Source organism: uncultured Vagococcus sp., from assembly GCF_963518325.1.
Lineage (GTDB): Bacteria > Bacillota > Bacilli > Lactobacillales > Vagococcaceae > Vagococcus_D.
The window spans coordinates 44,764-68,800 of record NZ_CAUQJB010000003.1 but is presented as its reverse complement, the minus strand read 5'-3'; the positions used below and the strand labels follow the sequence as shown (position 1 = coordinate 68,800).

Annotated in this window: 26 protein-coding genes; 7 read left to right on the top strand and 19 right to left on the bottom strand. The window is 36.9% G+C overall.

Translation table 11 applies throughout. The annotated features are described in order from the left end of the window. Positions 1-75 precede the first annotated feature (75 nt). Entirely contained in the window at positions 76-738 is a 663-nt protein-coding gene (locus RWN13_RS03695; RefSeq protein ID WP_314060634.1) for a Type 1 glutamine amidotransferase-like domain-containing protein, read from the bottom strand. Positions 739-1,043: 305 nt separating this feature from the next. Between RWN13_RS03695 and RWN13_RS03690 the strand changes: the two genes are divergently transcribed. Genes RWN13_RS03690 through RWN13_RS03680 form a run of 3 tightly spaced genes read left to right on the top strand, consistent with a single transcriptional unit; the run spans position 1,044 to position 3,101 of the window. Then, the gene (locus RWN13_RS03690; protein ID WP_314060631.1) at positions 1,044-1,406 is read left to right on the top strand and encodes a metalloregulator ArsR/SmtB family transcription factor; all 363 of its coding nucleotides are present in this window, start codon (positions 1,044-1,046) and stop codon (positions 1,404-1,406) included. Next, positions 1,403-2,338, top strand: coding sequence for an ABC transporter ATP-binding protein (locus RWN13_RS03685; RefSeq protein ID WP_314060629.1), 936 nt, complete (start codon positions 1,403-1,405; stop codon positions 2,336-2,338). Before RWN13_RS03690 ends, RWN13_RS03685 begins: the two co-directional genes overlap by 4 nt. After that, a complete protein-coding gene (locus tag RWN13_RS03680) occupies positions 2,331-3,101 on the top strand; it encodes an ABC transporter permease (RefSeq protein ID WP_314060627.1) in 771 nt (256 codons plus the stop codon). Before RWN13_RS03685 ends, RWN13_RS03680 begins: the two co-directional genes overlap by 8 nt. Positions 3,102-3,544: 443 nt before the next feature. On the opposite strand, the gene RWN13_RS03675 is transcribed toward RWN13_RS03680, so the two are convergent. From RWN13_RS03675 to RWN13_RS03640, 8 genes are all read right to left on the bottom strand, one after another. Next, positions 3,545-4,072 carry a sigma factor-like helix-turn-helix DNA-binding protein gene (locus RWN13_RS03675; RefSeq protein ID WP_314060624.1) on the bottom strand — a complete coding sequence of 176 codons (528 nt, stop codon included), beginning with the start codon at positions 4,070-4,072 and terminating at the stop codon, positions 3,545-3,547. Positions 4,073-4,102: 30 nt separating this feature from the next. Further along, entirely contained in the window at positions 4,103-4,714 is a 612-nt protein-coding gene (gene lepB / locus RWN13_RS03670) for a signal peptidase I (RefSeq protein ID WP_314060623.1), read from the bottom strand. A gap of 9 nt (positions 4,715-4,723) precedes the next feature. Then, positions 4,724-5,389, bottom strand: coding sequence for a hypothetical protein (locus RWN13_RS03665; protein ID WP_314060621.1), 666 nt, complete (start codon positions 5,387-5,389; stop codon positions 4,724-4,726). An 18-nt stretch (positions 5,390-5,407) separates the two neighbouring features. Then, complete coding sequence (locus RWN13_RS03660) at positions 5,408-6,502, bottom strand: DUF916 and DUF3324 domain-containing protein (RefSeq protein ID WP_314060618.1); 1,095 nt, start codon at positions 6,500-6,502, stop codon at positions 5,408-5,410. 95 nt (positions 6,503-6,597) lie between these two features. Continuing rightward, complete coding sequence (locus RWN13_RS03655; RefSeq protein WP_314060616.1) at positions 6,598-7,416, bottom strand: WxL domain-containing protein; 819 nt, start codon at positions 7,414-7,416, stop codon at positions 6,598-6,600. A 27-nt stretch (positions 7,417-7,443) separates the two neighbouring features. Continuing rightward, a complete protein-coding gene (locus RWN13_RS03650) occupies positions 7,444-8,247 on the bottom strand; it encodes a WxL domain-containing protein (RefSeq protein WP_314060615.1) in 804 nt (267 codons plus the stop codon). Then, the gene (locus tag RWN13_RS03645; protein WP_314060613.1) at positions 8,237-8,545 is read right to left on the bottom strand and encodes an LPXTG cell wall anchor domain-containing protein; all 309 of its coding nucleotides are present in this window, start codon (positions 8,543-8,545) and stop codon (positions 8,237-8,239) included. The genes RWN13_RS03650 and RWN13_RS03645 overlap by 11 nt, the downstream gene beginning before the upstream one ends. 13 nt (positions 8,546-8,558) lie before the next feature. Continuing rightward, on the bottom strand, positions 8,559-11,903 hold the full coding sequence (locus RWN13_RS03640; protein ID WP_314060611.1) for an isopeptide-forming domain-containing fimbrial protein: 3,345 nt from the start codon (positions 11,901-11,903) through the stop codon (positions 8,559-8,561). Between the two features lie 502 nt (positions 11,904-12,405). On the opposite strand from RWN13_RS03640, the gene RWN13_RS03635 reads away from it, so the two are divergent. The 4 genes from RWN13_RS03635 (at position 12,406) to RWN13_RS03620 (ending at position 16,561) form a co-directional block, all read left to right on the top strand. After that, positions 12,406-13,845 carry a DUF4822 domain-containing protein gene (locus RWN13_RS03635; protein WP_314060609.1) on the top strand — a complete coding sequence of 480 codons (1,440 nt, stop codon included), beginning with the start codon at positions 12,406-12,408 and terminating at the stop codon, positions 13,843-13,845. 80 nt (positions 13,846-13,925) lie between these two features. Continuing rightward, entirely contained in the window at positions 13,926-14,204 is a 279-nt protein-coding gene (locus tag RWN13_RS03630; protein ID WP_314060607.1) for a hypothetical protein, read from the top strand. Between the two features lie 35 nt (positions 14,205-14,239). Then, entirely contained in the window at positions 14,240-15,241 is a 1,002-nt protein-coding gene (locus RWN13_RS03625; RefSeq protein WP_314060604.1) for a WxL protein host-binding domain-containing protein, read from the top strand. A gap of 864 nt (positions 15,242-16,105) precedes the next feature. Then, positions 16,106-16,561: a nucleoside deaminase gene (locus tag RWN13_RS03620; RefSeq protein ID WP_314060602.1), complete on the top strand. Its 456-nt coding sequence runs from the start codon at positions 16,106-16,108 to the stop codon at positions 16,559-16,561. 341 nt (positions 16,562-16,902) lie between these two features. Here RWN13_RS03620 and RWN13_RS03615 read toward each other — a convergent pair whose 3' ends face one another. The 10 genes from RWN13_RS03615 to RWN13_RS03570 all read right to left on the bottom strand — a co-directional run bounded on the left by RWN13_RS03615 (position 16,903) and on the right by RWN13_RS03570 (position 24,011). Then, the gene (locus tag RWN13_RS03615) at positions 16,903-17,472 is read right to left on the bottom strand and encodes a YdeI/OmpD-associated family protein (RefSeq protein WP_314060600.1); all 570 of its coding nucleotides are present in this window, start codon (positions 17,470-17,472) and stop codon (positions 16,903-16,905) included. Next, a complete protein-coding gene (locus RWN13_RS03610) occupies positions 17,457-18,389 on the bottom strand; it encodes an alpha/beta hydrolase (protein ID WP_314060598.1) in 933 nt (310 codons plus the stop codon). The genes RWN13_RS03615 and RWN13_RS03610 overlap by 16 nt, the downstream gene beginning before the upstream one ends. 88 nt (positions 18,390-18,477) lie before the next feature. After that, complete coding sequence (locus tag RWN13_RS03605) at positions 18,478-19,407, bottom strand: YafY family protein (RefSeq protein ID WP_314060596.1); 930 nt, start codon at positions 19,405-19,407, stop codon at positions 18,478-18,480. Positions 19,408-20,053: 646 nt separating this feature from the next. Beyond that, positions 20,054-20,311 carry a Fic family protein gene (locus RWN13_RS03600; RefSeq protein ID WP_314061002.1) on the bottom strand — a complete coding sequence of 86 codons (258 nt, stop codon included), beginning with the start codon at positions 20,309-20,311 and terminating at the stop codon, positions 20,054-20,056. A gap of 9 nt (positions 20,312-20,320) precedes the next feature. Further along, on the bottom strand, positions 20,321-20,674 hold the full coding sequence (locus tag RWN13_RS03595; protein WP_314060593.1) for a hypothetical protein: 354 nt from the start codon (positions 20,672-20,674) through the stop codon (positions 20,321-20,323). A gap of 510 nt (positions 20,675-21,184) precedes the next feature. Continuing rightward, positions 21,185-21,448 (bottom strand): hypothetical protein, encoded by a 264-nt coding sequence (locus tag RWN13_RS03590; protein WP_314060591.1) that lies wholly within the window; start codon positions 21,446-21,448, stop codon positions 21,185-21,187. Position 21,449: 1 nt separating this feature from the next. Beyond that, on the bottom strand, positions 21,450-21,764 hold the full coding sequence (locus RWN13_RS03585) for a hypothetical protein (RefSeq protein ID WP_314060588.1): 315 nt from the start codon (positions 21,762-21,764) through the stop codon (positions 21,450-21,452). Positions 21,765-21,776: 12 nt separating this feature from the next. After that, entirely contained in the window at positions 21,777-23,018 is a 1,242-nt protein-coding gene (locus RWN13_RS03580; protein ID WP_314060586.1) for a lipase, read from the bottom strand. Further along, entirely contained in the window at positions 23,019-23,420 is a 402-nt protein-coding gene (locus RWN13_RS03575; RefSeq protein WP_314060584.1) for a hypothetical protein, read from the bottom strand. It abuts the gene before it with no gap. 300 nt (positions 23,421-23,720) lie between these two features. Further along, entirely contained in the window at positions 23,721-24,011 is a 291-nt protein-coding gene (locus RWN13_RS03570) for a WXG100 family type VII secretion target (RefSeq protein ID WP_314060582.1), read from the bottom strand. Positions 24,012-24,037: the final 26 nt, after the last annotated feature.

Below are 24,037 nucleotides of genomic sequence, written 5' to 3'. Positions count from 1 at the left end.
ACTGGATCGCTTATAAGCTAGTTATCTTTGCCCAGCTTTGTTTCGTTTTGTTCAGTAATTGTGCGCCAATAGTGGTTAGAACGTCTCTGGCATTTGTTTGAGCTGTCCTTGAGACAAACGGTGGACCTCCCCAAAAATCCCCATCTGGCCTTTTTTAATACGGATGGCCCCTTCATTGATTGCTAGATAACTGTCAAAGCGTTGGGACAAAGGCAGAAGTTCATCTATCAACTCATTATCATCTAAGGTCAAATTTGCCTTAGAGCAGAAGAAAAAATCATCCAATCCTAGGCCCTCGCATACGGAACTCCTTTCAACCAGACTTCCTGTTTGTTTCGAGCACAGCCATTGACGAGACATATTAATCGCCCCAGCACTTGCGCCTAAAATGACTCCTGATGTTTTATTAATCACATCTGATAAGTCATAAGCTACGATAAACTCATGCAGATCCATCGTTACTCCACCACATAAAAAAATAACTGAAGCCTCTTGTAAAAGCTGATGTGCTTCTGATTTCGTTTTCCGATAGTCAATCATGTGATACTTATCAAAGACAATACTTGCTGGTGTTAGCCATCTGTCTTTTACCAAGCTGATATCAGGGTAATCAAACTTGGTCGGTTGCCCATTAATCATCACCAGGGATTTTCTGTCACTGATATCTCTCTGCAAGGCTTTAATTAACCTTTCCGGTAGCCCCTCATTAAACCAACTGAAATAATAACGTGTTGTCAACTTCCTTTCCTCCATCCCGGCCTATATAATTCTAATGAACTACTACACGAAAAGACACGTTGCTGTCATCAATTTCTTTGTAGCAACGGATTAGGAATGACTGTCAACAATGTCAATAGCCTTAGTTTATCACATAGGTAGTCCCAAATACTAGGAAAGGTCGCCTAGGCTCTTAACTATGGTGATTTTATTGCTTGTTCCCCTTGACAATACATAGATTATCATCTATATTTAACATCGATGGTAATCTATGTATGCAAGACCATGAGGACTAAGAGGAGACTGTAGTAAGAGGAGGAATCACCATGAATTATGACAGAATTTCAGCAACTCTTAAAGCGATGGCTGACCCTAAACGAATGAAAATCATCGATCTTCTTTCATCTGGCAGTCTCTGTGCCTGTGATGTTTTAACCCATTTTGACTTTACTCAACCCACCCTTTCTCATCACATGAAAGTTCTGGAAAAGGCGGGGATTGTTTCTGTTACTAAACAAAGTCAATGGCATCACTACACCTTGAGAGAGGATTTTGTTAAATCCTTTATGTGCGACATGACCCAATTACTTTCCACTGGCGAAGCCTGTCTTTGCCAACATTCGGACTGCAGTTGCAGCCCCAAAAACACCTCAAGTAACCAACCCAATAAGGAGAAAACTAAAACATGACCTATGCACTCGAACTAACCAATTTAAAAAAAGAATATGCAACAGGCGTTAAAGCTTTACGTGGGATTAATTTAACTGTCGAAGAAGGCGACTTTTACGCTTTATTAGGTCCTAACGGTGCAGGTAAATCCACTACCATTGGCATTATCACGTCACTGGTCAACAAAACATCTGGGAAAGTCAAAGTCTTTGATTACGATCTTGACACTGATTTAGTCCGAGCCAAGCAACAAATCGGTTTAGTCCCTCAGGAGTTCAACTTTAATCCTTTTGAAACGGTTCAACAAATCGTCGTTAACCAAGCTGGTTATTACGGTGTCCCTCGCAAAGAAGCCATGAAACGCAGTGAAACTTATCTAAAACAATCAGGACTCTGGGAAAAACGCCATGAACGAGCTCGGATGCTTTCGGGGGGAATGAAACGGCGCTTAATGATTGCCCGTGCTTTAATGCATGAACCTCGCCTGCTGATTCTAGATGAACCAACAGCCGGTGTTGATATTGAACTAAGGCGTGAGATGTGGGTCTATTTAAGAGAATTAAATGAAAGTGGCACGACGATTATCCTTACGACCCATTATCTGGAGGAAGCCGAAATGCTCTGTCGCCATATCGGCATTATTCAATCCGGTGAATTAATTGAAAATACCAGCATGAAATCTCTTTTAGGCAAATTGCAGTTTGAAACCTTTATCTTTGATTTAGCTCCGTCTGATCGTAAGCCTGAGATTACCGGTTATGACAGCACCTTTGAAGATGAGCTAACCTTAGCCGTAGAAGTCGAACGCAATCAAGGGATCAACGATATTTTCGAACAGCTTAGCCAACAAGGCATAAAGGTTCTGTCCATGCGCAATAAATCCAATCGCTTGGAAGAACTGTTTCTAAAAATTACCGAAGACAAACACCAAGTGGAGGAAAATAATGTTTAATCTCTATTACACGGCTTTAAAAAGCCTCGCAGTCAAAGAAACCAATCGCTATTTGCGCATTTGGATTCAAACCCTTGTGCCACCAGTGATTACTACTTCACTTTATTTTGTTATTTTTGGTAATCTGATTGGCGGTCGAATTGGCGAGATGGCCGGCTTCTCTTATATGGAATTTATTGTGCCCGGTCTTATTATGATGTCTGTTATTACTAGCGCTTATTCCAATGTGGCCTCTTCCTTTTTCTCACAGAAATTTCAGAAAAATATTGAAGAACTGTTAATTGCACCAGTGCCCACTCATGTTATTATTTGGGGATTTGTCATAGGCGGTCTTGGTCGAAGTATCCTAGTGGGAGCTCTTGTGACCATTATTTCTCTTTTCTTTGTGCCACTATTTGTTCATTCATGGCTGTTTGTGATTATCACGCTTCTAATGACAGCTATTTTGTTCTCATTAGCAGGCTTGTTAAATGGGATTTTTGCTCAGTCTTTTGATGATGTCTCGATCGTCCCAACTTTTGTCTTACAGCCTTTAACGTATTTGGGTGGGGTCTTTTATTCCATCTCTATGTTGCCGCCAATTTGGCAGGCTATTTCAAAAGTCAACCCGATTGTCTATATGATTTCAGGTTTCCGTTACGGCTTTCTTGGGGTCATTGATGTGCCAATTTTCCTATCTATTTCCATTTTAATTCTGTTCATCGTTGTGCTCTACGCCGTTTGTTGGTACTTAATTGAAAAGGGCCGCGGGTTGAGAAGTTAATTAGATTACTGACTTATGCAAAAAGCAATGGCTCACCATTCGAGGTGAGACTATTGCTTTTTGCTTTCTCCACCTAATTGACACTAGCTGACATCTCGTTTAGTTAACGTCATTTAAACATTTCCTCTGGCGCAATAACAGGTTTCACTAATCAATTGGCGCTCCTTTTATTGAGTAAATAATTGCGTGTTCCTATAAATAGAATGCCCTACATCACACCTTTTGATCCCCATAAAACAGACAAAAAAAACATTTAATTACATCGCCATCTGAACATAGCAACCAGATAGTGTTCAAGGGAAACGTATTGATTAACTATCGACATTGCTCGTAACCAAACTTTTACTGACAGATAGCCTTCATACTAGGTGCTAGATTTTGTGAGTGGGCCTGCGGTTACTATTCATGTTTAATTGAGTATTCCCTAACTAACTCAAGCTTTATTAATTCTCCATCTTAATATACTTAGACACGGTCCCAACTGACACATTGCAATATCTAGCTACCTCACGAATGGGTTTCTTTTCAATATGATAGAGCCGGTAAATTTTTTTTTGAATGGTTTGATCAATTGTTGGTCGGCCCCAAGTCCGATTATTTTTTTTGGCCTCCCTAGCAGATTCTTTCATTCGTTTTGAAGACACTGACTTTTCCTGAACGATGACTAATTGAAAAATATCTAAAAACGCCTCCTTCTCCTTTATAAATCGCAAGACAATTTGATTCTTTTCCAGAACTGTATACAACTTGCTAAATTCAAAAATAGTTAAGGATAATGATTGATAATCATAGACTCTAAGCTCTTTTGAGTACTGAAGGACTTGCAATAATTCATTAATGCTTGCCTGATTATTAAGTGACACCATGCTAATGATTTCATCATCCTTAATTCCTTCTTTTTTCAAACTTACTAATAGGCGAGTTTTTTCAACCTCACTAAGTTCCGTATTGAAGTAAACCATCGAATTCATATATCCACCTCCTAATCCGTTATTTTGTTCTTATGCATGTTTTTCCTTTGCAAAAGGGAACAACCGATAGACAACAACTCCTTTTATTTGATCAGAAGTGACGTAACCATATAAACGACTATCATTAGTATGTTTCCGGTTATCCCCTAAAAGTATGTAACTTCCTACAGGAACTACTAGAGAATCACCCAATAATTGATTAGTGAAATCTTCGGTGTAAACACCACTATTTTTACGTGCTTCGTTAATTTCTCTTATTAAATGTTTTTCATCGATTTGTTCATCATTAATGAATAACTCATCATGTTTATATGCCACTTTATCACCTGGCAAGCCAATAACACGAAGTAAATTTTTCCCTCTCCCCAGCTCACATTGGACAACATCAAAACGTTTAATTGGCTGACGTTTATTCAACAGCACGATGTCCTTATCTCTAAAATTAGGAATCATGCCATACCCTCTTATTCGTGTTACAGAGAAAAAAAATGACAAAATAACGGCCATAATCAATAACCATATCACGAAAGCTGCCATCAACCTTCTTATATTTATTATTTTGGGTTTAACCAGGTACTTTTTTCCTCTTTTTTTCCCCTTGGAGATTTGTTTGTATTGTTTTTTACGACTTTTTTTTCCCATAATGAGCCCCTACTTTTTTTCTAAAACAGAGGTATCAATTTGATAATAGTCAACTACTTTTTTTTCATAGGCTTTAATGCGCTTAATATCTTTCCGTGTTTCCTCCGCCAATACTTGATTACCATAAAGCTCATTTGCCATCGCCGTATTATTAATACCTAGTTCCTTAATGGCACCATAATACTTATTTAATGCGAGCTGTCCTTCTTCAGAATTTAAATAGCTGGCAGTATACACGCCATAACTTGCCATGGCTGTAGCTAAATAATTAATATTACGGACGACTTTCTCTTCTTCCTCACTTTTTATTGCAGCAAACTCGACCTGTTCTTCAAAATTTCTAACCAGATAATACGCTTGTGCCAAGGTATCACCATCCTCACCTGACATACTTCTAGAGATGTATGATTTTAAGGCAAATGAACTTGCCATTAGGATCACTGATAGGGACATAAAAAAAATCACTTTTTTAACTCTCGAATACTTTATCCCTTTTAATTTGATAATTGTTTGGCGTATTTTTTTCTTTCTACGGCTGCTACTGGTTGATCGAGCGTTCAAACGCTGAATGTCTTTTGTCACTTGAACATTTCGAAAAAACAATAAGAAAGAGAAGAAGACCATAACGATCGAAGCAGCGATTAATCCGATTAAAACTAGCTCTAGCTCTTCCACTATCTTTTCCTCTTTTCCTTACCTTGATTTTTTTCTACGATTAGAGATTTTTTTTGACACTTTATTGTTTTTTTGGTTCGTTTTTATAATGGTGAGCAACCAATAAATTAAACCAATGCCAAGTATCGCACCACCTGCGATTAGAGTGATCACAAGCCAATTAATTCCTTTTTCTGCAACTAGACCGACATCGCGAGTATTAAACTTATCCGCTTCTTCTTTGGTAATTTCGAAGTCCTTGGTCCACTCCTCTCTGACATCATCAGAGCCTTGAACTAAGATATGAGCGCTATAATTTCCTGCAACCATTCGTTCTCCTTGCATGCTGACCGGAAAATCGATAAATGAATTAGGAGCCAGACGCATCCCCTTTTTCTTCGTCTCATATAATACGTTACCTTCCCCTTGTTTACTTATTTGAACTTCAATTGACATATCGCTTAGCATAGCCGCTTTTGTATTTGAAAAGTTAATAAAGACCGTATTTTGGTAATTGAACTGATCGGCGTAGACGCTATTTAACTCTAATGCTGGCATGACTTTATGCTGATTAACTTGGAGTGTCATGCCGATAATATATTGATATTTATTCTTAATTTGGGCACCTGAGATACCTGCTTTTTGGTCCGCTGAATCATCTCGAATTAATCGGATGCCACCAAGAATCACGCCATCAAATTCTGTTTTGGGCATCGTTATCTCTAGCTCTAAATCCTTACTCTCTCCTGGTGCCAAGCTTACTTCTTTTGGACCTTTGATAATGTCTTCAAAAGCAAACTTTAAGGATTTATCATTTTTAATCTCTGTATCACCAAACTCAACGACTCCATTTTTATTTGTTTTAGCTCCGTTGATTCCCACCAAAACTTTTACTTTTTTAGCTGATGGGTTAGACAACTTTATTTTGACAGTTTGTTTCTGATCGGGAGTCATCAACAAATCAAAATATCCAGCTTCTTGGATTTGATTACTCGGATAGTCAATACTGTATGTAAAACCAACAGCTCCTGCGGGATTTTCCTTTACATTATCCGCAAAAATAGGATGTCCTAGTAATGGAAATAAAACAAATGAAATCAATAAAAATATGGTTATTTTTGAACGTTTTTTCATAAAAAAAATCCTTCCACGTCGTCTTTAATGACTTATTTTATAACGGATATAAGCTGTTCACTCGACTTATATCCGTTAATTGGTTCTTCAATTAATTATAATGTAGCAGCTAAAGTCCACGTAACAATGCCTTCATAATCACCGACTGCCATCGTTGAGGCAGTTGCTTTAGGAACAGTTAGTTGAACAGAATTCGCTGCTGTATTTGCTTGCCCGCCAGTCCCGGGATGATTAGCTGTATCCCAAGCTGCCGATTGACCAAATTCAACAAAATATTCACCTTTCCCCTTTTTAGTATCCTTGTCTGCCGTTACGACATTTTGAGAACCACCCTCTTCACTCAAAACGAATGCGGTTTTATCTAAATTTCCCCAATTAGCATACGTTGCAGAAGAATTCATCATGCCGTTATTAAATGAGATCGTACTTGCAGTTAACTCAGCATCGGCATCATTGACAAACTGTTGTGTTAATGCAGCCGACAATGTATAACCAAAGTTTGTTTCACCACCGCGAATATCCGCCCACTGAATGTAATTCCCTCGTTCAACAGCAGTTCCCGCCACACCACTATCATCAACGGGCTTTATCATCGTTGGTTTTGCAAAAGGCGTTTGAGCCGTGACACCTGTTTTAATTTCACCAAATCTTAAATTGGAAACGGCTTGGATAATGAGTGAGCCAGTATCTGGATTTTCTGTTACTTCTCCTGGATCGGTTTCAACCTCTTTATCTGGATCTTCTGGATCTTTTTTGTCTTCTCCGCCGCCAGCTTCACCTTCCTTAACTGTCACTGTTCCAGCGGATGGTAAATTACCTCCTACGACACCTGTTGCGGCTAAAGCATTTGGTGCTAATAATACTAATCCTAATGACGCTATTGTCACTGTTGTTAATACTTGTTGAATTTTCATGTGAAATTCCTCCTATTTTTTTATCTATTAAGGCAACTTGGCTAATGTCCAAGTTATCTCCGTCTCATATTCTACTGGGAAAATCGCGGTTTCATTTGGCACTGTCAAACTTACCGCTGAGTTACTATATGCCTGTTTCTGATAATTAGGATCCAGGATAGGTTCGTTGTTCGTATCTTTTAAGGGGCTTAATGTGACTTTTTGATGTGTATCATTAGTCTCAGAGGCTCCAAACTCAATGGTCCAAATTCCCATTCCCGTCCTATTTTCTGCCTTTGCCACTTCGTAAGATTCACCAATCGAATTTAATTCAATCGTATCTCGAGTCACAGTCGGTGCTTTCATGACACTTGCTCCAAGTGAATTGGCCCAACCATTATCAAAGGATAAGACAGATCCCTTTAATTCTTGTTGGCTCTTATGTGCAATTACCGTATTTCTAAACTGATACTCTTGCTTGACTTGAAGGGTCCAGCCATCCGCACGTTGTCTTTCATCTGTAATTTGAATGTAATAGCCTCTTGGATTCGTATCACTGTGAAATAACTGTGCTTGAGAAAAAAATTGTCTTTTTTTATCAGTTATCTCTACTCGTCCGAAATTTAAATTTGAGATAAAATCAATTCTTAAGCTACCTTCTGTTGAGGGACCAGGACCTGGGTTCACCGGTTCACCCGGTTTCTCAGGATCTGTCGGTATCGTGATCCCTGCCCCTTTAACTGTCACCCTTCCCTCTTCATTCAATTGATCTGCTTGAGCAATATACTGTGGCAAGAGTAAAAAAAAGGGGAAAAGAACTAGGCTCATCCTTCGATATAACTTAGCAGTCATTCGCTAACACCTCTTTACACTTTTTAATGACCAGAAAGCCTCCAAATAAAATTAACAGACAGACTCCTAACTGCTGATAACCTTCCGATTTTTCACCTGCTTGTGGAAGTCGCAACGGTGGTTGAACTGATTCAGTCGGTTTTTCAGGTTGTGATCGATCTTCATAAAAGATAATTTTCCCTTCGACCGAAGCACTCCCCCCCGCATTAGATGTCGCATTGGCTACCAATCCACTTACGGCGAAAGAGAAAGCAAACAGTAATAAACTACTTAAAACGATTTTTTTTAGTTTTTTCATCGTTTTCTCCCTTCTATGGACTAGATTCCAAAGACCAAATTAGCTCACCAGTATAGGTACCTAGATTTACCGCATCGCTTGCTGAGATATAAAGGCCTAATCCACTACCGTCTTCAGACCATGAATCGCTAATTGTGGCATCACCTCCTTCATCGCGTTTAAAAATTTCTTGAGCAGACTCACTTAAGATTAGTTCATCCGAATCGGATCGTCTGTATCTTAAGGCCTCTCCTAAAACGTTATCCTTAGTTGATGTCAAGGGCGTTTTAACTTTAACTGAAAGAGTCCACTGAGATTGATTCGCGCGACTATCAGAAACAACTAATCCCGCTTGACTCGCTAAATTTTCCGCTTGTTTTTTTTCAATAGCTCCACCGTGATATTCCAATGTTCCAAAATCAAACAAACTTGGAGCAGATACAAGTTTCACCGTACCAAAAACGTCAGACGTCGTGACTTCACCTGAGGCAGAATAGGTTGCTTTCTCATGGTCGACATTTTCAGGGCCTACAACAAACGCCTTTTCTCTTGGTGAATTTCCGATAGCTGTTGCTTTATTTACGATAGGTCTGCCCACTGATGATGTGTCCACTTGGACATCAAAGCTAACTTCAACCGACATTTGTGAGTCTAAGTCTCCCACCCTAAGTGTCAGCATTCTGGTCACCTCATCGTAGGTGTAAGTTGACTCATCAATCTCACGTCCATTAATCATCACATTGGCTTGTTCTTTATTAAAAATCAAGCCTTCTGGTAAAGGATCTGTTAAAACAACATTTTTCCAATCTGTTACTAACGTAGCAGGCTTATCATTTTTGACTGTCAAGGTGTATGTTAATGTATCTCCCACTTGAACCGTGCTGCCTCCTGTTGAGCTGTATGTTTTTGTTAGTTTAGGCGCATCGGGCAAAACATCCACCGTTATTAAACGCAGTGCGGGATCAAAACGACTCTCCTTAATCGCATCATGATAGCCTTCATATGTATTGTAGCCCTCAACATTAACACTGAGGTTTCCCCATTGGTTATTTGGCTCCATGGTATAAGTCGCTGGTAAAACATAAGGTATATCTGTTGGCAACTCAGTATGGTCTTTAATATAAATATCTAATAATGCTTCTTTTTCTAAATAGCCAGGAAGATTGACTAACCAATTACCATCTTTCACCGTTGTTTGAACAACTTCAGAATCGCCGTTATGCAACCACTCACCGTTCACTTTTAAAAAAACAGTCGCCCCTTCTTTATCACTTGTTCCACTAATTTGTTTTGTCGCGTTAGAAAGTTTTGTTTGTGTTTTCACCTTATGAGGTGGCGTGACATTGATTGTTTTCACAATCTCTTTAGTCAACTCCTCTGGTGTGCTGATATGAACCTTGCCGGAGTTTTCAGCCGCCGTTCCTCGCCAAGCCGCCATCACTTTAACCGTCTCATCCGTCTGAATAAATTGATCATTCGGTACTGGAATTTTTACCCATCCCGCTGCAGCAGGTTCATCGTAAATGACCAAACCATCAGAATCATCCGTTTTACCGATGGTTTTTCCAACTCCTTCAAAAGAAAGTGCTCCATCTGCCTTATCAACTTCTAATCGTATGTTAACTTCATCAGTAAAGGCGTCTCTTAGTTCATCTGTTTTCCCTTCTGGAACAATCGCGTGTGCATAGACATATTTATCTGCATTAGTTGGAATATGAATTTTATCTACTTGAGCTGTTTGATTATTTGCAGTAATGCGACCATAGTGATTCATATTCCCAAATTCCGTCGCAAAATTTGGGTCACTTGAAGAAACCACCGTTGAAAAGTTAACCCCGCGTAAAGCATAGTCAATCAAGGTCCAGGATTTCAAGGGATTACCTGACAGGTTTTCCATGACGTTCCAAACGGATAAATCTGAGTTTGTTGAGTTGAAGGTTGAGCCTGCATCGCTATCAAAAACCACGCCACGGTAGTTGATAAAATCAAAATATTTGGGCTCATCCATCGTCACATTCATTACTCCTGCATTAAAGATAGCTGCTGTTCGACTATTGGTTGCCCCACGTGTGACGAAGTAAGTTCCCTTTCCTGCCGTTATATCCAAGTCAGCCCCCTTAGCATCGATTGCCGCACCATAATTCGCTTGGATATCCACACTAGAGTCCTCTCCCGCTAATGTAAATGAATTGCCAGTCCCAGCATTAAATAGGATGCCTTGGTTGGCGCTATCAGAACCGGGGTTAGTGTATGTCCTACTTAGATTCCCTTCATTTCGTAAGATAAAATCTGAACCACCGCTAACATTTACTTTATTACCTGCACCAGACATCCTAATGGCAGGTGGGAGGATAGTCGTTTGACTGCTGTTATTTTTTCCTGTTTTCACAATTTCAATTTTTGACTTATTTTCCACATTAAATTCATTTTGTCCACGTATTCTAAAGCGAATGGTGCCACCATATCCATTGTAATTTCCGTCTGATGTAAATTTTAATTCAGCATTATTCTTCACATTAAATGAGCCCCCACGACTATACATAACAAGAGCAGTCGTCCGCTCACTGTATAGATTCATTTTGGCACCATCCAGAACATTGATTTGAGAATCATCGGAATCCATCGTGAATAACGCCCCGTTATTTCCACTGGTGTAGACGTTACCCGAAGAATTGAATTCCGTTCCTTCACCTTGGATAGTCGCTGTCGCTTTATTTGTAAATTTCCAAACTTGACCAGATGTATTATTACCACTCTTATAGCTATTGGTTGTTACTTTCGACCCTTCGTTAATGGTAATAACACTATCATCAGCCGTTGTTTCAAAAAATGACGTTGTTTCAGAATTAACGACACTCTGGTTAGTAATTGTAAACAACTTAGCCATCACACCTGGTGTAGTACTTGAGGTTTGGTCATACTCCACATTTGCTCTATCGAAGACCACTGAACTTTCCTGTCGATTGTCAAAATTAGCAATCCTAGCATTATTTGTTTGATCACTTTTTAAATTACCAGTAAAGGTCAAATTAGCGTTCCGTCCATTAAAAAGCATTGAGGTCCCTGTAAAATAGAGATTGTTTACCACTACATCAGATCCTGCCGCTAAGGTGATGGTTCTTGCCCCAAATCCAATTAAATGGTTGTTTCCTTCGATTGTTAATTTTCGACTCACAGTTCCCAATGCGGTGCCTGCTGAGAAAGGTTTCATTATGATGATTTTATCCACACTTGTTTCTATGAGCGCCGATTGAAAGTCTCCCCAATTTGAAACCTCTTTTTCGACAGCATCAACTTTGGGTGTAAATGTTATCACCATTACAACTGCAAATATAAGTGACAAATATATCAGTTTGAATTTCCTCATTGCTGTTTCCATGGTTTCTCTCCTTTTCTCGATGCTTCTATAAATAACATTGTAAATCGTCTGACAACCTTTCTAAGTAAGTGAAATGACGTATTATAAGACAATACTAATCTAAAAAAGTTACTTCTAAAGACAGTTGATATGACCTATTTATAAGAAATGAACTGCTTACAAGCAAGAAATAAGGTCTCACTTAGAATTAGATGTTTTGACATTCCATGGAGAAACTACTCCTATCGTTGAAGTTACACAAGGAAGAAAGGTGTCTATCTTATCTATGGCGTATAGACAGACACCTTTCTATTTTGATACATGAGTAATGCGTTTTTTCTAATTTGATAAAAATGATATCAATACAACTTATTCAAAATCGTTTTATTTTAACCGAATCAAATAGTCTATTTTAAGTTTATACCCTATTAATAAATAATTAATCAACAGTTCATCATTATTTATTTGCTGTACATAATCGTTGTGTATACTAATAATTAACCGATATATAAGGAGGAAAAAAATGAAAACACAAGAGAAGACATTTACAACCTTTTTGATGGCTATTCTAATGATTATTTTAGGTAGCAGAACAGCCTTAGCCACTGAATTTGAACCAAATCAGGTGCTTGGGGCAACAAATTGGGAAGGGACGTTTGTTTACGACGAACAAGGGAATGATGTTACAGCTAGTAACAGTGGGTTTATTGGTCGAGCCAGATATGATGCTGAAACCAATCGTTATGAATTTTTTGATAAAGTCACGAATGAAACCAGAGGTGATAGAGGTGTTTTCTTTATTACACAAGACGGCAAGAAACGAATTTTAATGTCACAATCGGCTAACTACAATGCAGTGGTTGACATGGTTCGACTTGATCATGAAAAATTCACTTATCGACGAGATGGCATTCAAAAAGATAATTCTCGCGGACAAGTTTACGTTGAACATGTTCCTTATGAAGGTCAATTAACCTTTACAATGGCGCCCCCATCTTTAACCACTAGTACTGGTGTCATCGATAAGACTAGATATGGACGTGATATATTATCTTCCACTTTTTGGCAAGGAACAGTGGCTAAAGATCAGCAGGGAAATGATGTGTCTGATTATAACCGAGGTTATCTTGGGTTAGCCCGTTACGATAGCCAAAGTGGCCGTTATGAGTTTTTTGATACGGAAGGTAACTCGCGAAATGATTTCGGATACTTTGACGTAATTAACGGTAACAAAGAGAGAACTCACTTCTCTTTAGGGCGTTATGCGGCAACTTTGGAGCTAACGGAATTAAATGACAAACGATTTACTTATCAACGAAATGGTAAAAACGCAGCTGGTGACGATATTACAATTACAGTTGAACATGAACCGTATACAGAAACACTTCCACTAGAATTTACCTTTGGCAATGAGCAAGAAGGCCCTATTGTGATGCCACCGATTAAAACCGGGAATGACGATAATATAAATTCAAATGCCATCGTTGAAGTTGTTAGTCCTTTATTTGCTGGGACAGTCCGTTTCGCTGAAACAGCGAATATGGATGCAAGTATTGTCTTCGATAAATTAGACACTAAAAACCAACCAACTCTCATTGATGAGAAAGAAAAAGGGTTATCAAAAATATCAGTTGTCGACACACGATCAGGTGCATTAGAAAAAAATGACTGGTCAGTGAGAGTTAAATTATCAGATGGTCCCTTTGGTAATAAAGGATTTTTATTAAATGAATTAGGCATTCGATTACAACCGACCACTAACGACAACACGATAAGCATCAACGGCCCAGTAGACTTAACAAACACGACTGAAAAAGAAGTATTTTCCGTAAGTTACCAGGAGGGAAATGCTCAAAACAAAGGCATTACACTGAATCCTCAATTAACTATTGGAAATATTGATAATTTACAAACAGGCGTATATGGAACCAATGCAATATGGACATTAACACCGAAAGTTTAATTTAATTGTCAGGAAAAGTACCATAAGCTTAAGGTTTATGGTGCTTTTCTGAATTGGAATAGCTAACTAAGGAGACCATCATGAGATATAAGCCACTGACCGTCAAACTACTTATGAAAGGGATGATGTGTTTAGTCATTTTACTGGTTCCAGTCACGGCTAAAGGGCAAAGTGCTGTTAGCTCTGCCATTGTTGAGGTTGAAAACAACGAAACAACTAGCCAATCAGTTAGCGAGATGCCCACTAAACAAACCAAACCTTTACCTCAAACGAATGAAAAACCAGTAGAAAACATACTTTTAATTTTACTAGGGGGTTGGTTGATACTTCTTAGTAGTAAAAAGTTATTAAAAAAATAAGCGCTTCGGACTTAAATTTATATCGGAGGGATAGAATGACGATTAAACAATCACTAATGAGTATCCTGATTCTAACAATAGGCAGTCTTTTAATGGCGTACTCAGTAAATGCTGACGAGGAGACTTCCTTTTATGTCATGCCTGTTTTACCACAAAATCAATTACCTAGTACCTCAGAATATTTTCATCTCCAGACAGATCAGGATATAAATCAACAAATAGAAGTAATGATTATTAACGACAGCGATGAGGATAAGACCTTTCATCTATCTGTTTTAGATGGAATGACAACAGATTTAGGTGATATCAGCTATGATACGCAACATGAGTACGATAAATCTCAAAAAATAAAATTATCTCAACAGATTGATGTTGAAGAGCTCCATACTATTAAAGCAAAAGAGTCAGGTAACGTTGAATTACAACTGGCAGTTGCAGTAGGGGATTTTTCAGGACAGTTATTGGGCGCTATCAATGTCTATGAGCAAACAAAAGGTAATGACAATCCCACCGGGGTCGTTAATCAGTTTGCATACAATATACCGATCAAAATCGATGTTAAAACAAGCCAAATAACAGCCAAATTAGTTTATGATGGATTGAAGGTCACAAATAACGGGACCAAATCAGAGTTAACAGCAGGGTTCATCAACCCTACCTCCACCATTATTCGTGATTTGTCGCTCACTTATAAACTATCGACTAAACAAGATAAAAAATTAATTGTCGAGCAACATAATAATAAGTTGGAAGTTGCACCAAACAGTAACTTTCACCCCAGTATTTTGATAGGAAGTAAGGCTCTTAAGGCTGGAAAATATCGCATCGAGATTCTTGCGGTGTCTGAAATAAGCGGTATTAATGAAACGTGGCAGGAAGACTTTACCATTACTGGCAGGGAATCGAGGGCTTTAAATGAAGGCTTGATCGTAGAACAGACAGGAGTCCCTTGGTATATTTTAGCTAGCCTAATCGTTATTGGGATTGTCATCTTAGGTTACGGGTATAAAAGGCATCGAGGTAAGCGAATGTTATAAAAAAGGTTATGACCGTTATTACTATATTAAGTATCATTTGATACTCTAAACCAACATCACGAAGTGAAATAAAAGTGTCTCTAGTTTGTTACGCTGACGGTTCTATTTTTGGAAACATTCAGCGGAATACGAGCCAATTGTTTACTAGGAGCCAGCCACTGGGAAGGCTCCTATTTGACTGGACTCGTTCTCAATGCCGTTAGTTTATGAAGGGGGTTACTGTTCTTGCTTCAGCAATATCAACTGTCTATCGGTCATGTAAGGATACCTGATGGATTGATTAAGGAATCATGCACAGCTTCAAAGCCTTGAGCCACACTTTGAAGCTTAATTGAACAACAGTCTAAAAGTATACAAACAACCACGTCTTATTTTTTTATACATCAGGGATTAATAATTTGCTCCCCCCGTCTCAACGCTTATCAAGTTCCCATCACATGTTAATGATTCTACTATTATAAGAATAGATGGATTGAATCTCGATAAAAATATGGTTTACTTATTAGTTGCTTATATTAATCACCCATTTTATAATGTATTCAATACCATGAGGTGACTTAATGAAAAAAATAACGCTTGTTGAATTTGATGAATTATTATATGCAGCTACATTTTTAAACTACTATTAGATTGTACTTTGTGTTATGAGTACAAAGTAAACGATACTCACTCATCCTTTATTCGGGATTTTACCGAAAATGATCGTATTGCTCAATTTACTAATCTTAAGCGTAGCCTTTTCAAAATAATAGCGCTCATAAAGCAACAATTGGCTTAACTAAAAGAGTGTTTCGATATAACCAATGAATTGAAATCTATTATTTGGCACGACTAACTGTGGACATAAAATAAGGAGGATTTGGAATGGATAATGAAGAATTGTTTATGAAACGAGCCATAGCTTTGGCGACATTAGCAAAAAAGAACGGGAACGAACCCTTTGGTGCTGTTTTAGTTAAGGATAGCCAGATTGTAAAAGAAGCTAATAATCAAATTCACACTCATACTGATCCCACTAACCACGCTGAACTAGGGTTAATAAGAGACTTTTGCCGCGAAAGTGGCGTGACGGATTTATCTGACTATACCCTCTATACTAGTTGCGAACCCTGTTGTATGTGTTCTGGCGCAATGGTTTGGTCTCGATTAGGTAAAATGAGATATAGTGTGAGTCATTCAGAGCTAGCTGAAATTGCCGGATCTAATATCATGATTGGTAGCGAAGAAGTCTTTTCTAAAAGTCCTAACTTTCCTGATGTTATGTCTGGCCTGTGCAAAGAAGAAGGAATAGAACTACTAACAAGTTATAAATGGGCCTAGGTCTATTAGAAAGAGAGGATATTTCTTTTATGCCTTCCGCAATCCTAAAAGGGCTAAACCTTGAAGTGTTAAGGTTTAGCCCTTTTTTCTATTAACTTTATCTTCAAGAAAACATAGTGTCTTCTATCAAACCCATCATACCGCCACTCTGAAAGAAAAACCTCATTACTTGTGATACGCATGTCATAAGTAGTATATCGCACTCAGATTTATGGTTAATTTGCGAGTTTTTTCTTTATCATCAGTTAACAATTCTAAATTATGAGTTTACCATAACATCAAATATAAATTATCTCAATTTCTAAAATTCATATAGTTTATTTATGTATAGTCATAATAGTCTAAGGTCTGAACATTTCTTCTTCTTCCCAAGAAGCTACTAATCGATCCAATCTTCTTAGCCTAGTTTCTTCTTTTTTAGCACTCATTATCCACCAAATAGAATCTCTCTTATAAGAAGGAGGGAGCTGATTAAAAAAGTCCCAAGAACGTAAATTTTTTTTAATCCTACTCTCATACGCTTTCGTTAATTTAGCATGCCTATTATCCGAAGAATATCCTGTTCTATCCTTTCTTTGATTAAAAACGTTTAATCCTTCAGACCTCATTTGATTCAACTCCATCAATTTATTGACCTTTTCGACATTAACTTTACTCCACACACTATTAAACTTACGCGGCGTATAACGAATTTTATAACGGTCTTCATCAACTTTTTTTCGTATTCCGTCAATCCAACCAAACAACAAAGCACAATCGACAGATTCAGACCAAGTAAGACTCTCTTTATTAGTCTTTTTCTTAAAGAATCCTAACCAAATCTCACTAGTTCTTTGATGATTAACTTCTAACCACTTAATAAAATCTTTTTTATTGTTAAAATAGATTACTTCACTCATTTTTCCAGCCATTTCAAAATCATTTGATTAAGCTCTTCCGGTTTTTCTTCTTGAATCCAATGACCAGAATCCAAAGTTTTAACCTCTATATTGGGTACAAAATCTTTTATATTAGGAAGTGGCGGAATGACATCTTTTTCACCATAAACCATCAATGTTTTCTGAGAAACTATCGGAGATACTTCACCTAATAAATGCCAATTATGATTTAGATTTCTATACCAATTAATACTTGGCGTAAAACCATTTTTTTGGAATCCTGAGATATAAACAGAAAGATCCTCATCACTCATCGCAGGTTCGCCTAAAGGTTTCGTTGCTTTAGCTAGATTAATCATTTCCATTCCTTCACCAGAAGCTTGGACAGGTGTATTTTTTCGATATAAGTTCTTAAAAAATCGAGAGATATTTTGGTCTAATATGGCATCTGCTACACCTGGTTGTTTGTTAAAGTGAACAAAATAGTAATCCTCTCCCAAGAATTCTTCCATAAAATCAATCCAAGGTCTATCTCCACGCACTTGATAAGGTAAGCACAAATTAATCATTTTGCTAACACGTTCTGGATGTAGCAAAGCCATACTCCAAACAACACTTGCTCCCCAGTCATGCCCCATAAAAATGGCATCTTTATATTGATAATAATCCAACAGAGCAACAAGGTCACCTGTTAAATGTTCAATGTCATAGTTTGTCACTTCTTTTGGACAAGAAGAGTCACCATACCCTCGTTGGTTTGGAATAATAACGTGATATCCTGCATCTACTAGAGGAGCTACTTGATGTCTCCAAGAATAGGCATGTTCAGGCCATCCGTGACAGAGAATGATCGGTTTACCTCCATTTTCTTGCCCTGCCTCAAAAATTTCTAGTTCCACACTATTAACCGAAATAAGTTTTGCTGTTGGAAATTTATTATTGTTTGTCATATACTCCTCCTAATTACTGTGAAAGTCACTTACAAAAACAATAGTATCATGGAGGTTTGACAACAGTGTGTCAGCTTTGAAAATATTATTATTTGTATTTATTAGCCATTAATCTAAGTTTAGAAGTAATTGTGTGACGAAAATCGCTTGGAGCTAACACTTCTATATGCTCACCAAAACTAAATATGAGAGAGAATAGCCACTCTTTTTCAGGGAGTGTCGCTGTCACAAGGATCTCACCTGTTTCTATGATCTCGATATCATCTTCATTAAAAATATCCTCGACACGAGACTTCATGATAGGAGAAACTTTTAAGACAAGGGTTATCAATTTTGTTTGTTCATTTTCTAATGCGGTAATTTCATGATAGGATTTTTCTCGACGTTCAAATGATTGCTCCCCAATGTGATAATCACTTATACGGGAAACTCTAAACACTCTAAATTCTTCTTTTAAAAGACAATAAGAAAATAAATACCAAGTGTAATTTTTGAATACCAGCGACATAGGCTCTATTTGTCTTTCACTAGTGACGTTATCATAATTTCTGTAGCTAATGGTCAGTAAACGAGTGTGTGTGATAGCCTGTCTAATCGTTTTAACCAAAGATTTTTGATTAGGAGAATCACCATAAGGATGTAAGTCTATGATGATTTGCTCCGAATGCAGGTTAAGGTAGTCCGCTTTATTTTTAGGAACAATGTTTTGTAATTTTTCTATAGATGATTCCAACTCAATGTCGTCAACTGTAGAATTAATGTCCTTGAGGACAGAGAGGAGTGAAGATAAATTATTAAGCGTTAATACTTGATGAGTTAATTTATAATTCTCATAAATACTGAATCCCCCGTTATTTCCAGAATGAGAAATGATAGGAATACCTGCTAGATTAATTGTTTCAATATCTCGGTAAATCGTTCTAACTGAAACTTCAAATTTCTCAGCTAATTCATTTGCAGTTAAACGATTCCTATTTAGTAACATCACTATAATGGTCAACATGCGCTCTATTTTCATCTTGTCCTCCTTAAAAGTAATAGGTATTTGGTTCACTATTTCATTATCAATTCAGCTCTGTGTGTTTAAATAATCTGATTTCATTCTATATCCGTTAGCAGACTTTGGTATTTCGACATAAATTTTATCTTTTTTGTCATTAAACACACTAAAATCCATCTTATCATTACAAAATCATAATATTTTGCATTCTATTTTTAATCTCTTTTACTATGGTGCGGGTTTGAATAATCACTCAAAAATTCAGTGGAACTAACAACAACACTTGAAAGATAGCAAATAATCGTAGCTTTATCCCCTAACTTCTAAACTATCACATCCATTAGTAAAAGTTGCTATCTCATCAAAATTTCGCTTGGCAAGTAATTGAATTCACTACTTACTTGAGTGACTCAATAACTAGAAAATTTTCTTCATAGACTTTTATTTAGCCCCACATATCCAATGTTTGCTATTCTGTTTCCTACATTGGTTTACATTTTGACTTAAGCCATCTCTATAATCTACTTTTTTTAACTTACATGCCGTTAATTCCTCATGACAATTGCTTTCAATACAAATAAAGAAGCTATTTCACTACATCAGAATGGCCTCTTCGTTTTGGATTACTCTTCACTTAAGCGTTCACCCATTTTTAAAATCGCAATCATTTTTCTAATTTCTCGATAACCAATTCAGTGATAAAATCTGTAAATGGGACAATGTTTCGATCTACCTGAGCTGCCTCCAATGTTCGATTGTACTTTAACCGGGCGGTTGGGTCTGCTTTAACTATTATTGGAGGATAACCATTCCTCGTTAAAGCGAAATTCATCAATAATCTTGCCGTTCGACCATCCCCATCAATAAATGGATGGATAGTTACAAATTTCTCATGTAAGAGTGCTGCGTACTCAACAGGAATTCGCCTATATTAACCAACATTGGATTTATCCATTGCTAATTTATCGTAAACGATACGGTGAATATCTTTGATCAAGCGCTCACTTAAGTGATGCTTAGAGCTTACTAGCTCTTCAACAAAATCAATCGCTTCGTTCAGATTAACCACCTCTATGTACTCTCTCAAAGACTTTTCTGAGATAGTAATGCCTTCTGATAAGATCATTTTAGTCTCAAAACGCGTGATAGTATTTCCTTCCAGAGCATTACTATTATACACTTCGTCAATTCGATCAATCTCTTTCAATTTCGCCACTTCAACTTTATTACGGGGCCTTAACGAATTTAATTGTTGTTTTAACTCAGTTACTTTTACAAACTCCATCCAAACCACTTCTTCAAACATTTTCTTCTAGTCATTATAACATATCCCCCTTTGCCTAATACATTTTGTCTATCAAAAAAAAGAAAAAGAGCCATTGTACGCTTGCAATAGCTCCGTATTGTCATATTTTTTCAAAACATCGTCACTAAAAAACAGATGGAATTTAAGCCAGTTTCTTTCTTGTCTAACGTAACCTTTTCAATAAAATGCTCGCTTGTACAGAATCACATCTATCGCATCCATCATTTTATCAAGATGAGTTGAATCGATCTTTATACCTCCTCGGTGCTCCCATAGCGCCTAATTCAGCTATCTTTTCATAAAGAACTGCTTCTTTTTTGGATAAAACCAATAATAAAGTCTAGCTAGATAATACTGTAAAAATGTAAAAAATACCTTGTTCTTTGCGATATCCATCCTTAAATGAAATATTTACTAATATTTTCTCTATATTACCCAGTTCCTATGACTTATTGATAAAGCATGCCCGTAAGAGTTTGATCCCTTATCTTAAAAATCATCTAATAATTTTGTCTGATTATCAAGTACTTCAACAACCTTATCTCCAAACTGACCTTTAACAGATTCACCTAAACCACTTGTAGCAGTTTTGATAGATGATTTCGCAGATTTCAACTCTGTTTTACCTGATTTTTTCACTTTAGATTTTTTTGTTTCCTTACTCTCATTACCTGACCTACCTACTGCTTTTACCTTTGTCTTCTGTACATTTTTTCTGTACTGCTTCATTATTTTTTCTAGTGCTTCTGACAAATCAATCCGCCTCTCTTAGCTTCTTTAACTCTCTTCGGTAATAATCTTCATTATCATCTTTTTGTTCTTGTACTTTTTTCTTCTCATAAGAAAGTTGGTCTAATACATCTTCTTCTAAATGCGCTAATTCTATACGTGCTTCATTTAATGAATCGACACTTTCTGAAATATCGCTAAGTGTAAAGCGTAATTCAGAATAAGCTTCTGATGCAATTTGCTGAGTTGTACGTTCTAAATCTTTAATGTCATCTTCTTGATTTTCCAATTCTTGTCTGCGAAGTTTATGTTCTCTTAATAATTCTTCTTCCTGATCCATTAATACCACCCTTTAGTTGAATTGCCGTGAGAGTTCTTCATCTTTTTGAACCATATCTGCAATCGTCGATTTTATTTCCAACGCTAATTTTTTCAACTTGTCACCCATTTTATTAGCTTTTTCTATCTTCTTTTGAAATTCCTCACTAGGAATAGTTACCATACTATTTTTATTACATCCGACTGATTCTAAAGCATCCATCACTTCCTGATAACTTAACTCCGACGTATCATTAAATGCTTTACTCTTAATCGTTTCCCATAATTCTTCTAATTCTCTGATTCCATCTTTATATATTTTTATAGTATTCGTCATTACTAGGTCGAATTCGGATGAAAGCAACTGAACAACCGCTAGAGCTTGGCTATCATCCAAATATATACGTTCATTTTTTGAAATACCTCCGCCACTAGCTTTGAATTTCTTTTCTAAAAGACTCAAACTTGCAAGACTTAATATAAACTGATTTCTTAACTCACGTTCTGCCATTTGTCTATGTGCGGTCTTATTGTAATCATTTTTAGGAATGATGAGATTGCCGTTCTCAAATTTCCATGTAGATAAATTATGAAATAGTAAAGGATCAGGCTTAAATCCCATATTCAAACTAATCAAAACTTCCGCTCCAGTTCCATTGCCCATTAAATTTCCTATTCCGTCCCCACGATTACGATAATTAGTTAACCATCCCGGATTTTTTTTAATCCATTCTTTTGCTCCTTTACTTAATATTCCATAAGCGTCTGGCCCATTAAAACCAACGTTTTTCCACTTGTTTTCAGCAGCAATATACATGGCTAAAAACTCACCAAGTGAATGACCGGTGGTAGTAATTGTCGAGTTTGGATATTCATTTTTAATTTTAATAGCAAAATCTTTGGCAGAGACTGTTTGGGAAGGAACTTTATTAGGACTTTCCCACCATCCATTAGTGTTTATCCAATCATTTCCGCCACCAATAGTTGAAAGGTCTGTATTTCTATCTAATCTGTCATCAAAATTCGTTCCTGCATATGCGATAACAACATTAGATGTATCTACTTTTCCATCTTTTATAGGTGAAACCGCCATTGATTGCATTCCGTTACTATCTTTATTATCGTGAATTTCCAAAACTTTAAATTGACCTAATTCAGGATTATCTGGATTATAGTAGTAAATTTCGTTCTTTTTTGGTACATAAGGTGTATCATCTCGCCCTTTTTCTACCCAATAAGATTGCTCTGCTAGAAAGGATAACTGCTCGTCATTCATCTACCGTGACTCCTTCAAATAGACTATTTTTATTTGGCTTATGTCGATCTCTAGGTCACTTGGATTATTATTAGGATTAGATTCTCCAAAAACAGAAACAGGATTTAGTCCTACAAACCCTTCACTTTTATTTAAATCATCATACATTCTAAAAGAAATTCCACTACTCAATGTTTTGTCATTATTTAAAATAAAATTAATTCCATAACTTCCTGTTTTTTTATTCTGATAAAACTTTAAAAAATTTATTTCATCAATATTTTCATAGCTTCTTGCTATCCTTTTAACTATATTGTTCTGTTGTTCAATTGATATAGTATCATTTTTCTTAAACCTCATGACTAATCCTCCTATAATAAACAATAATATAACTACTACCACTAACATATACTTTTTCCTCATCTGTTCACCCCTCCTGCAAGAAATAAGAACCACTTTTACATAATACTATTAATATCTAAAGACGCTTGTGATACCTATAGAACTTGTTAAAATGACACCAATCATCGTTATTATTACTCTTTTTCAATTTCTCGCCACTGTTTTAATAGTAAACACCTGTTTACCTGTTCATCCTAGGATGTATCTCACTATGTTTACATCAGAAACTTAACACGTATCCTACAGTAAAAGATAAACTAATTTGTATATTGCTTATATTTTTATAAATAAAAAAAGGAAATCTCTTTCCTTTTTCTACTTCTATCCGTTGATCTGTGATGCAATATCCCGGTCCGTTTGTTCGACAATTTCTGCCACTTTTTTCAATTGCATGTCAATATCTTCAAGTAATTGCGAAAATTCTTGAATCTTCGGCGTTAAGGCTTGGAACTGATCGTCAAAACTTCTAAACGCTGCCCCATCCCAATTACTACGAATTGTTTCCTGTTCTCGAGTTAACATTTGAAGTGTTTCAGTAATGTTTTGAGACCCCTGTTTATACTTCGCAGCGGACGCTACTAACTCTGCTGGTGTTAATTTAATTTGACTCATCTTAATCCCTCCTCAGTTCTCAACCG

Excerpts from the sequence above, each read along its gene's own strand:
- RWN13_RS03585 (WP_314060588.1), bottom strand. The coding sequence starts at position 21,764 with ATGGATCAGGAAGAAGAATTATTAAGAGAACATAAACTTCGCAGACAA.
- RWN13_RS03655 (WP_314060616.1), bottom strand. The coding sequence starts at position 7,416 with ATGAAAATTCAACAAGTATTAACAACAGTGACAATAGCGTCATTAGGA.
- RWN13_RS03570 (WP_314060582.1), bottom strand. The coding sequence starts at position 24,011 with ATGAGTCAAATTAAATTAACACCAGCAGAGTTAGTAGCGTCCGCTGCG.
- RWN13_RS03675 (WP_314060624.1), bottom strand. The coding sequence starts at position 4,072 with ATGAATTCGATGGTTTACTTCAATACGGAACTTAGTGAGGTTGAAAAA.
- RWN13_RS03645 (WP_314060613.1), bottom strand. The coding sequence starts at position 8,545 with ATGAAAAAACTAAAAAAAATCGTTTTAAGTAGTTTATTACTGTTTGCT.
- RWN13_RS03630 (WP_314060607.1), top strand. The coding sequence starts at position 13,926 with ATGAGATATAAGCCACTGACCGTCAAACTACTTATGAAAGGGATGATG.
- RWN13_RS03625 (WP_314060604.1), top strand. The coding sequence starts at position 14,240 with ATGACGATTAAACAATCACTAATGAGTATCCTGATTCTAACAATAGGC.
- RWN13_RS03605 (WP_314060596.1), bottom strand. The coding sequence starts at position 19,407 with ATGAAAATAGAGCGCATGTTGACCATTATAGTGATGTTACTAAATAGG.
- RWN13_RS03650 (WP_314060615.1), bottom strand. The coding sequence starts at position 8,247 with ATGACTGCTAAGTTATATCGAAGGATGAGCCTAGTTCTTTTCCCCTTT.
- RWN13_RS03660 (WP_314060618.1), bottom strand. The coding sequence starts at position 6,502 with ATGAAAAAACGTTCAAAAATAACCATATTTTTATTGATTTCATTTGTT.
- RWN13_RS03580 (WP_314060586.1), bottom strand. The coding sequence starts at position 23,018 with ATGAATGACGAGCAGTTATCCTTTCTAGCAGAGCAATCTTATTGGGTA.
- RWN13_RS03575 (WP_314060584.1), bottom strand. The coding sequence starts at position 23,420 with ATGAGGAAAAAGTATATGTTAGTGGTAGTAGTTATATTATTGTTTATT.
- lepB (WP_314060623.1), bottom strand. The coding sequence starts at position 4,714 with ATGGGAAAAAAAAGTCGTAAAAAACAATACAAACAAATCTCCAAGGGG.
- RWN13_RS03635 (WP_314060609.1), top strand. The coding sequence starts at position 12,406 with ATGAAAACACAAGAGAAGACATTTACAACCTTTTTGATGGCTATTCTA.
- RWN13_RS03615 (WP_314060600.1), bottom strand. The coding sequence starts at position 17,472 with ATGGCTGGAAAAATGAGTGAAGTAATCTATTTTAACAATAAAAAAGAT.
- RWN13_RS03680 (WP_314060627.1), top strand. The coding sequence starts at position 2,331 with ATGTTTAATCTCTATTACACGGCTTTAAAAAGCCTCGCAGTCAAAGAA.
- RWN13_RS03595 (WP_314060593.1), bottom strand. The coding sequence starts at position 20,674 with ATGGAGTTTGTAAAAGTAACTGAGTTAAAACAACAATTAAATTCGTTA.
- RWN13_RS03690 (WP_314060631.1), top strand. The coding sequence starts at position 1,044 with ATGAATTATGACAGAATTTCAGCAACTCTTAAAGCGATGGCTGACCCT.
- RWN13_RS03640 (WP_314060611.1), bottom strand. The coding sequence starts at position 11,903 with ATGGAAACAGCAATGAGGAAATTCAAACTGATATATTTGTCACTTATA.
- RWN13_RS03685 (WP_314060629.1), top strand. The coding sequence starts at position 1,403 with ATGACCTATGCACTCGAACTAACCAATTTAAAAAAAGAATATGCAACA.
- RWN13_RS03620 (WP_314060602.1), top strand. The coding sequence starts at position 16,106 with ATGGATAATGAAGAATTGTTTATGAAACGAGCCATAGCTTTGGCGACA.
- RWN13_RS03610 (WP_314060598.1), bottom strand. The coding sequence starts at position 18,389 with ATGACAAACAATAATAAATTTCCAACAGCAAAACTTATTTCGGTTAAT.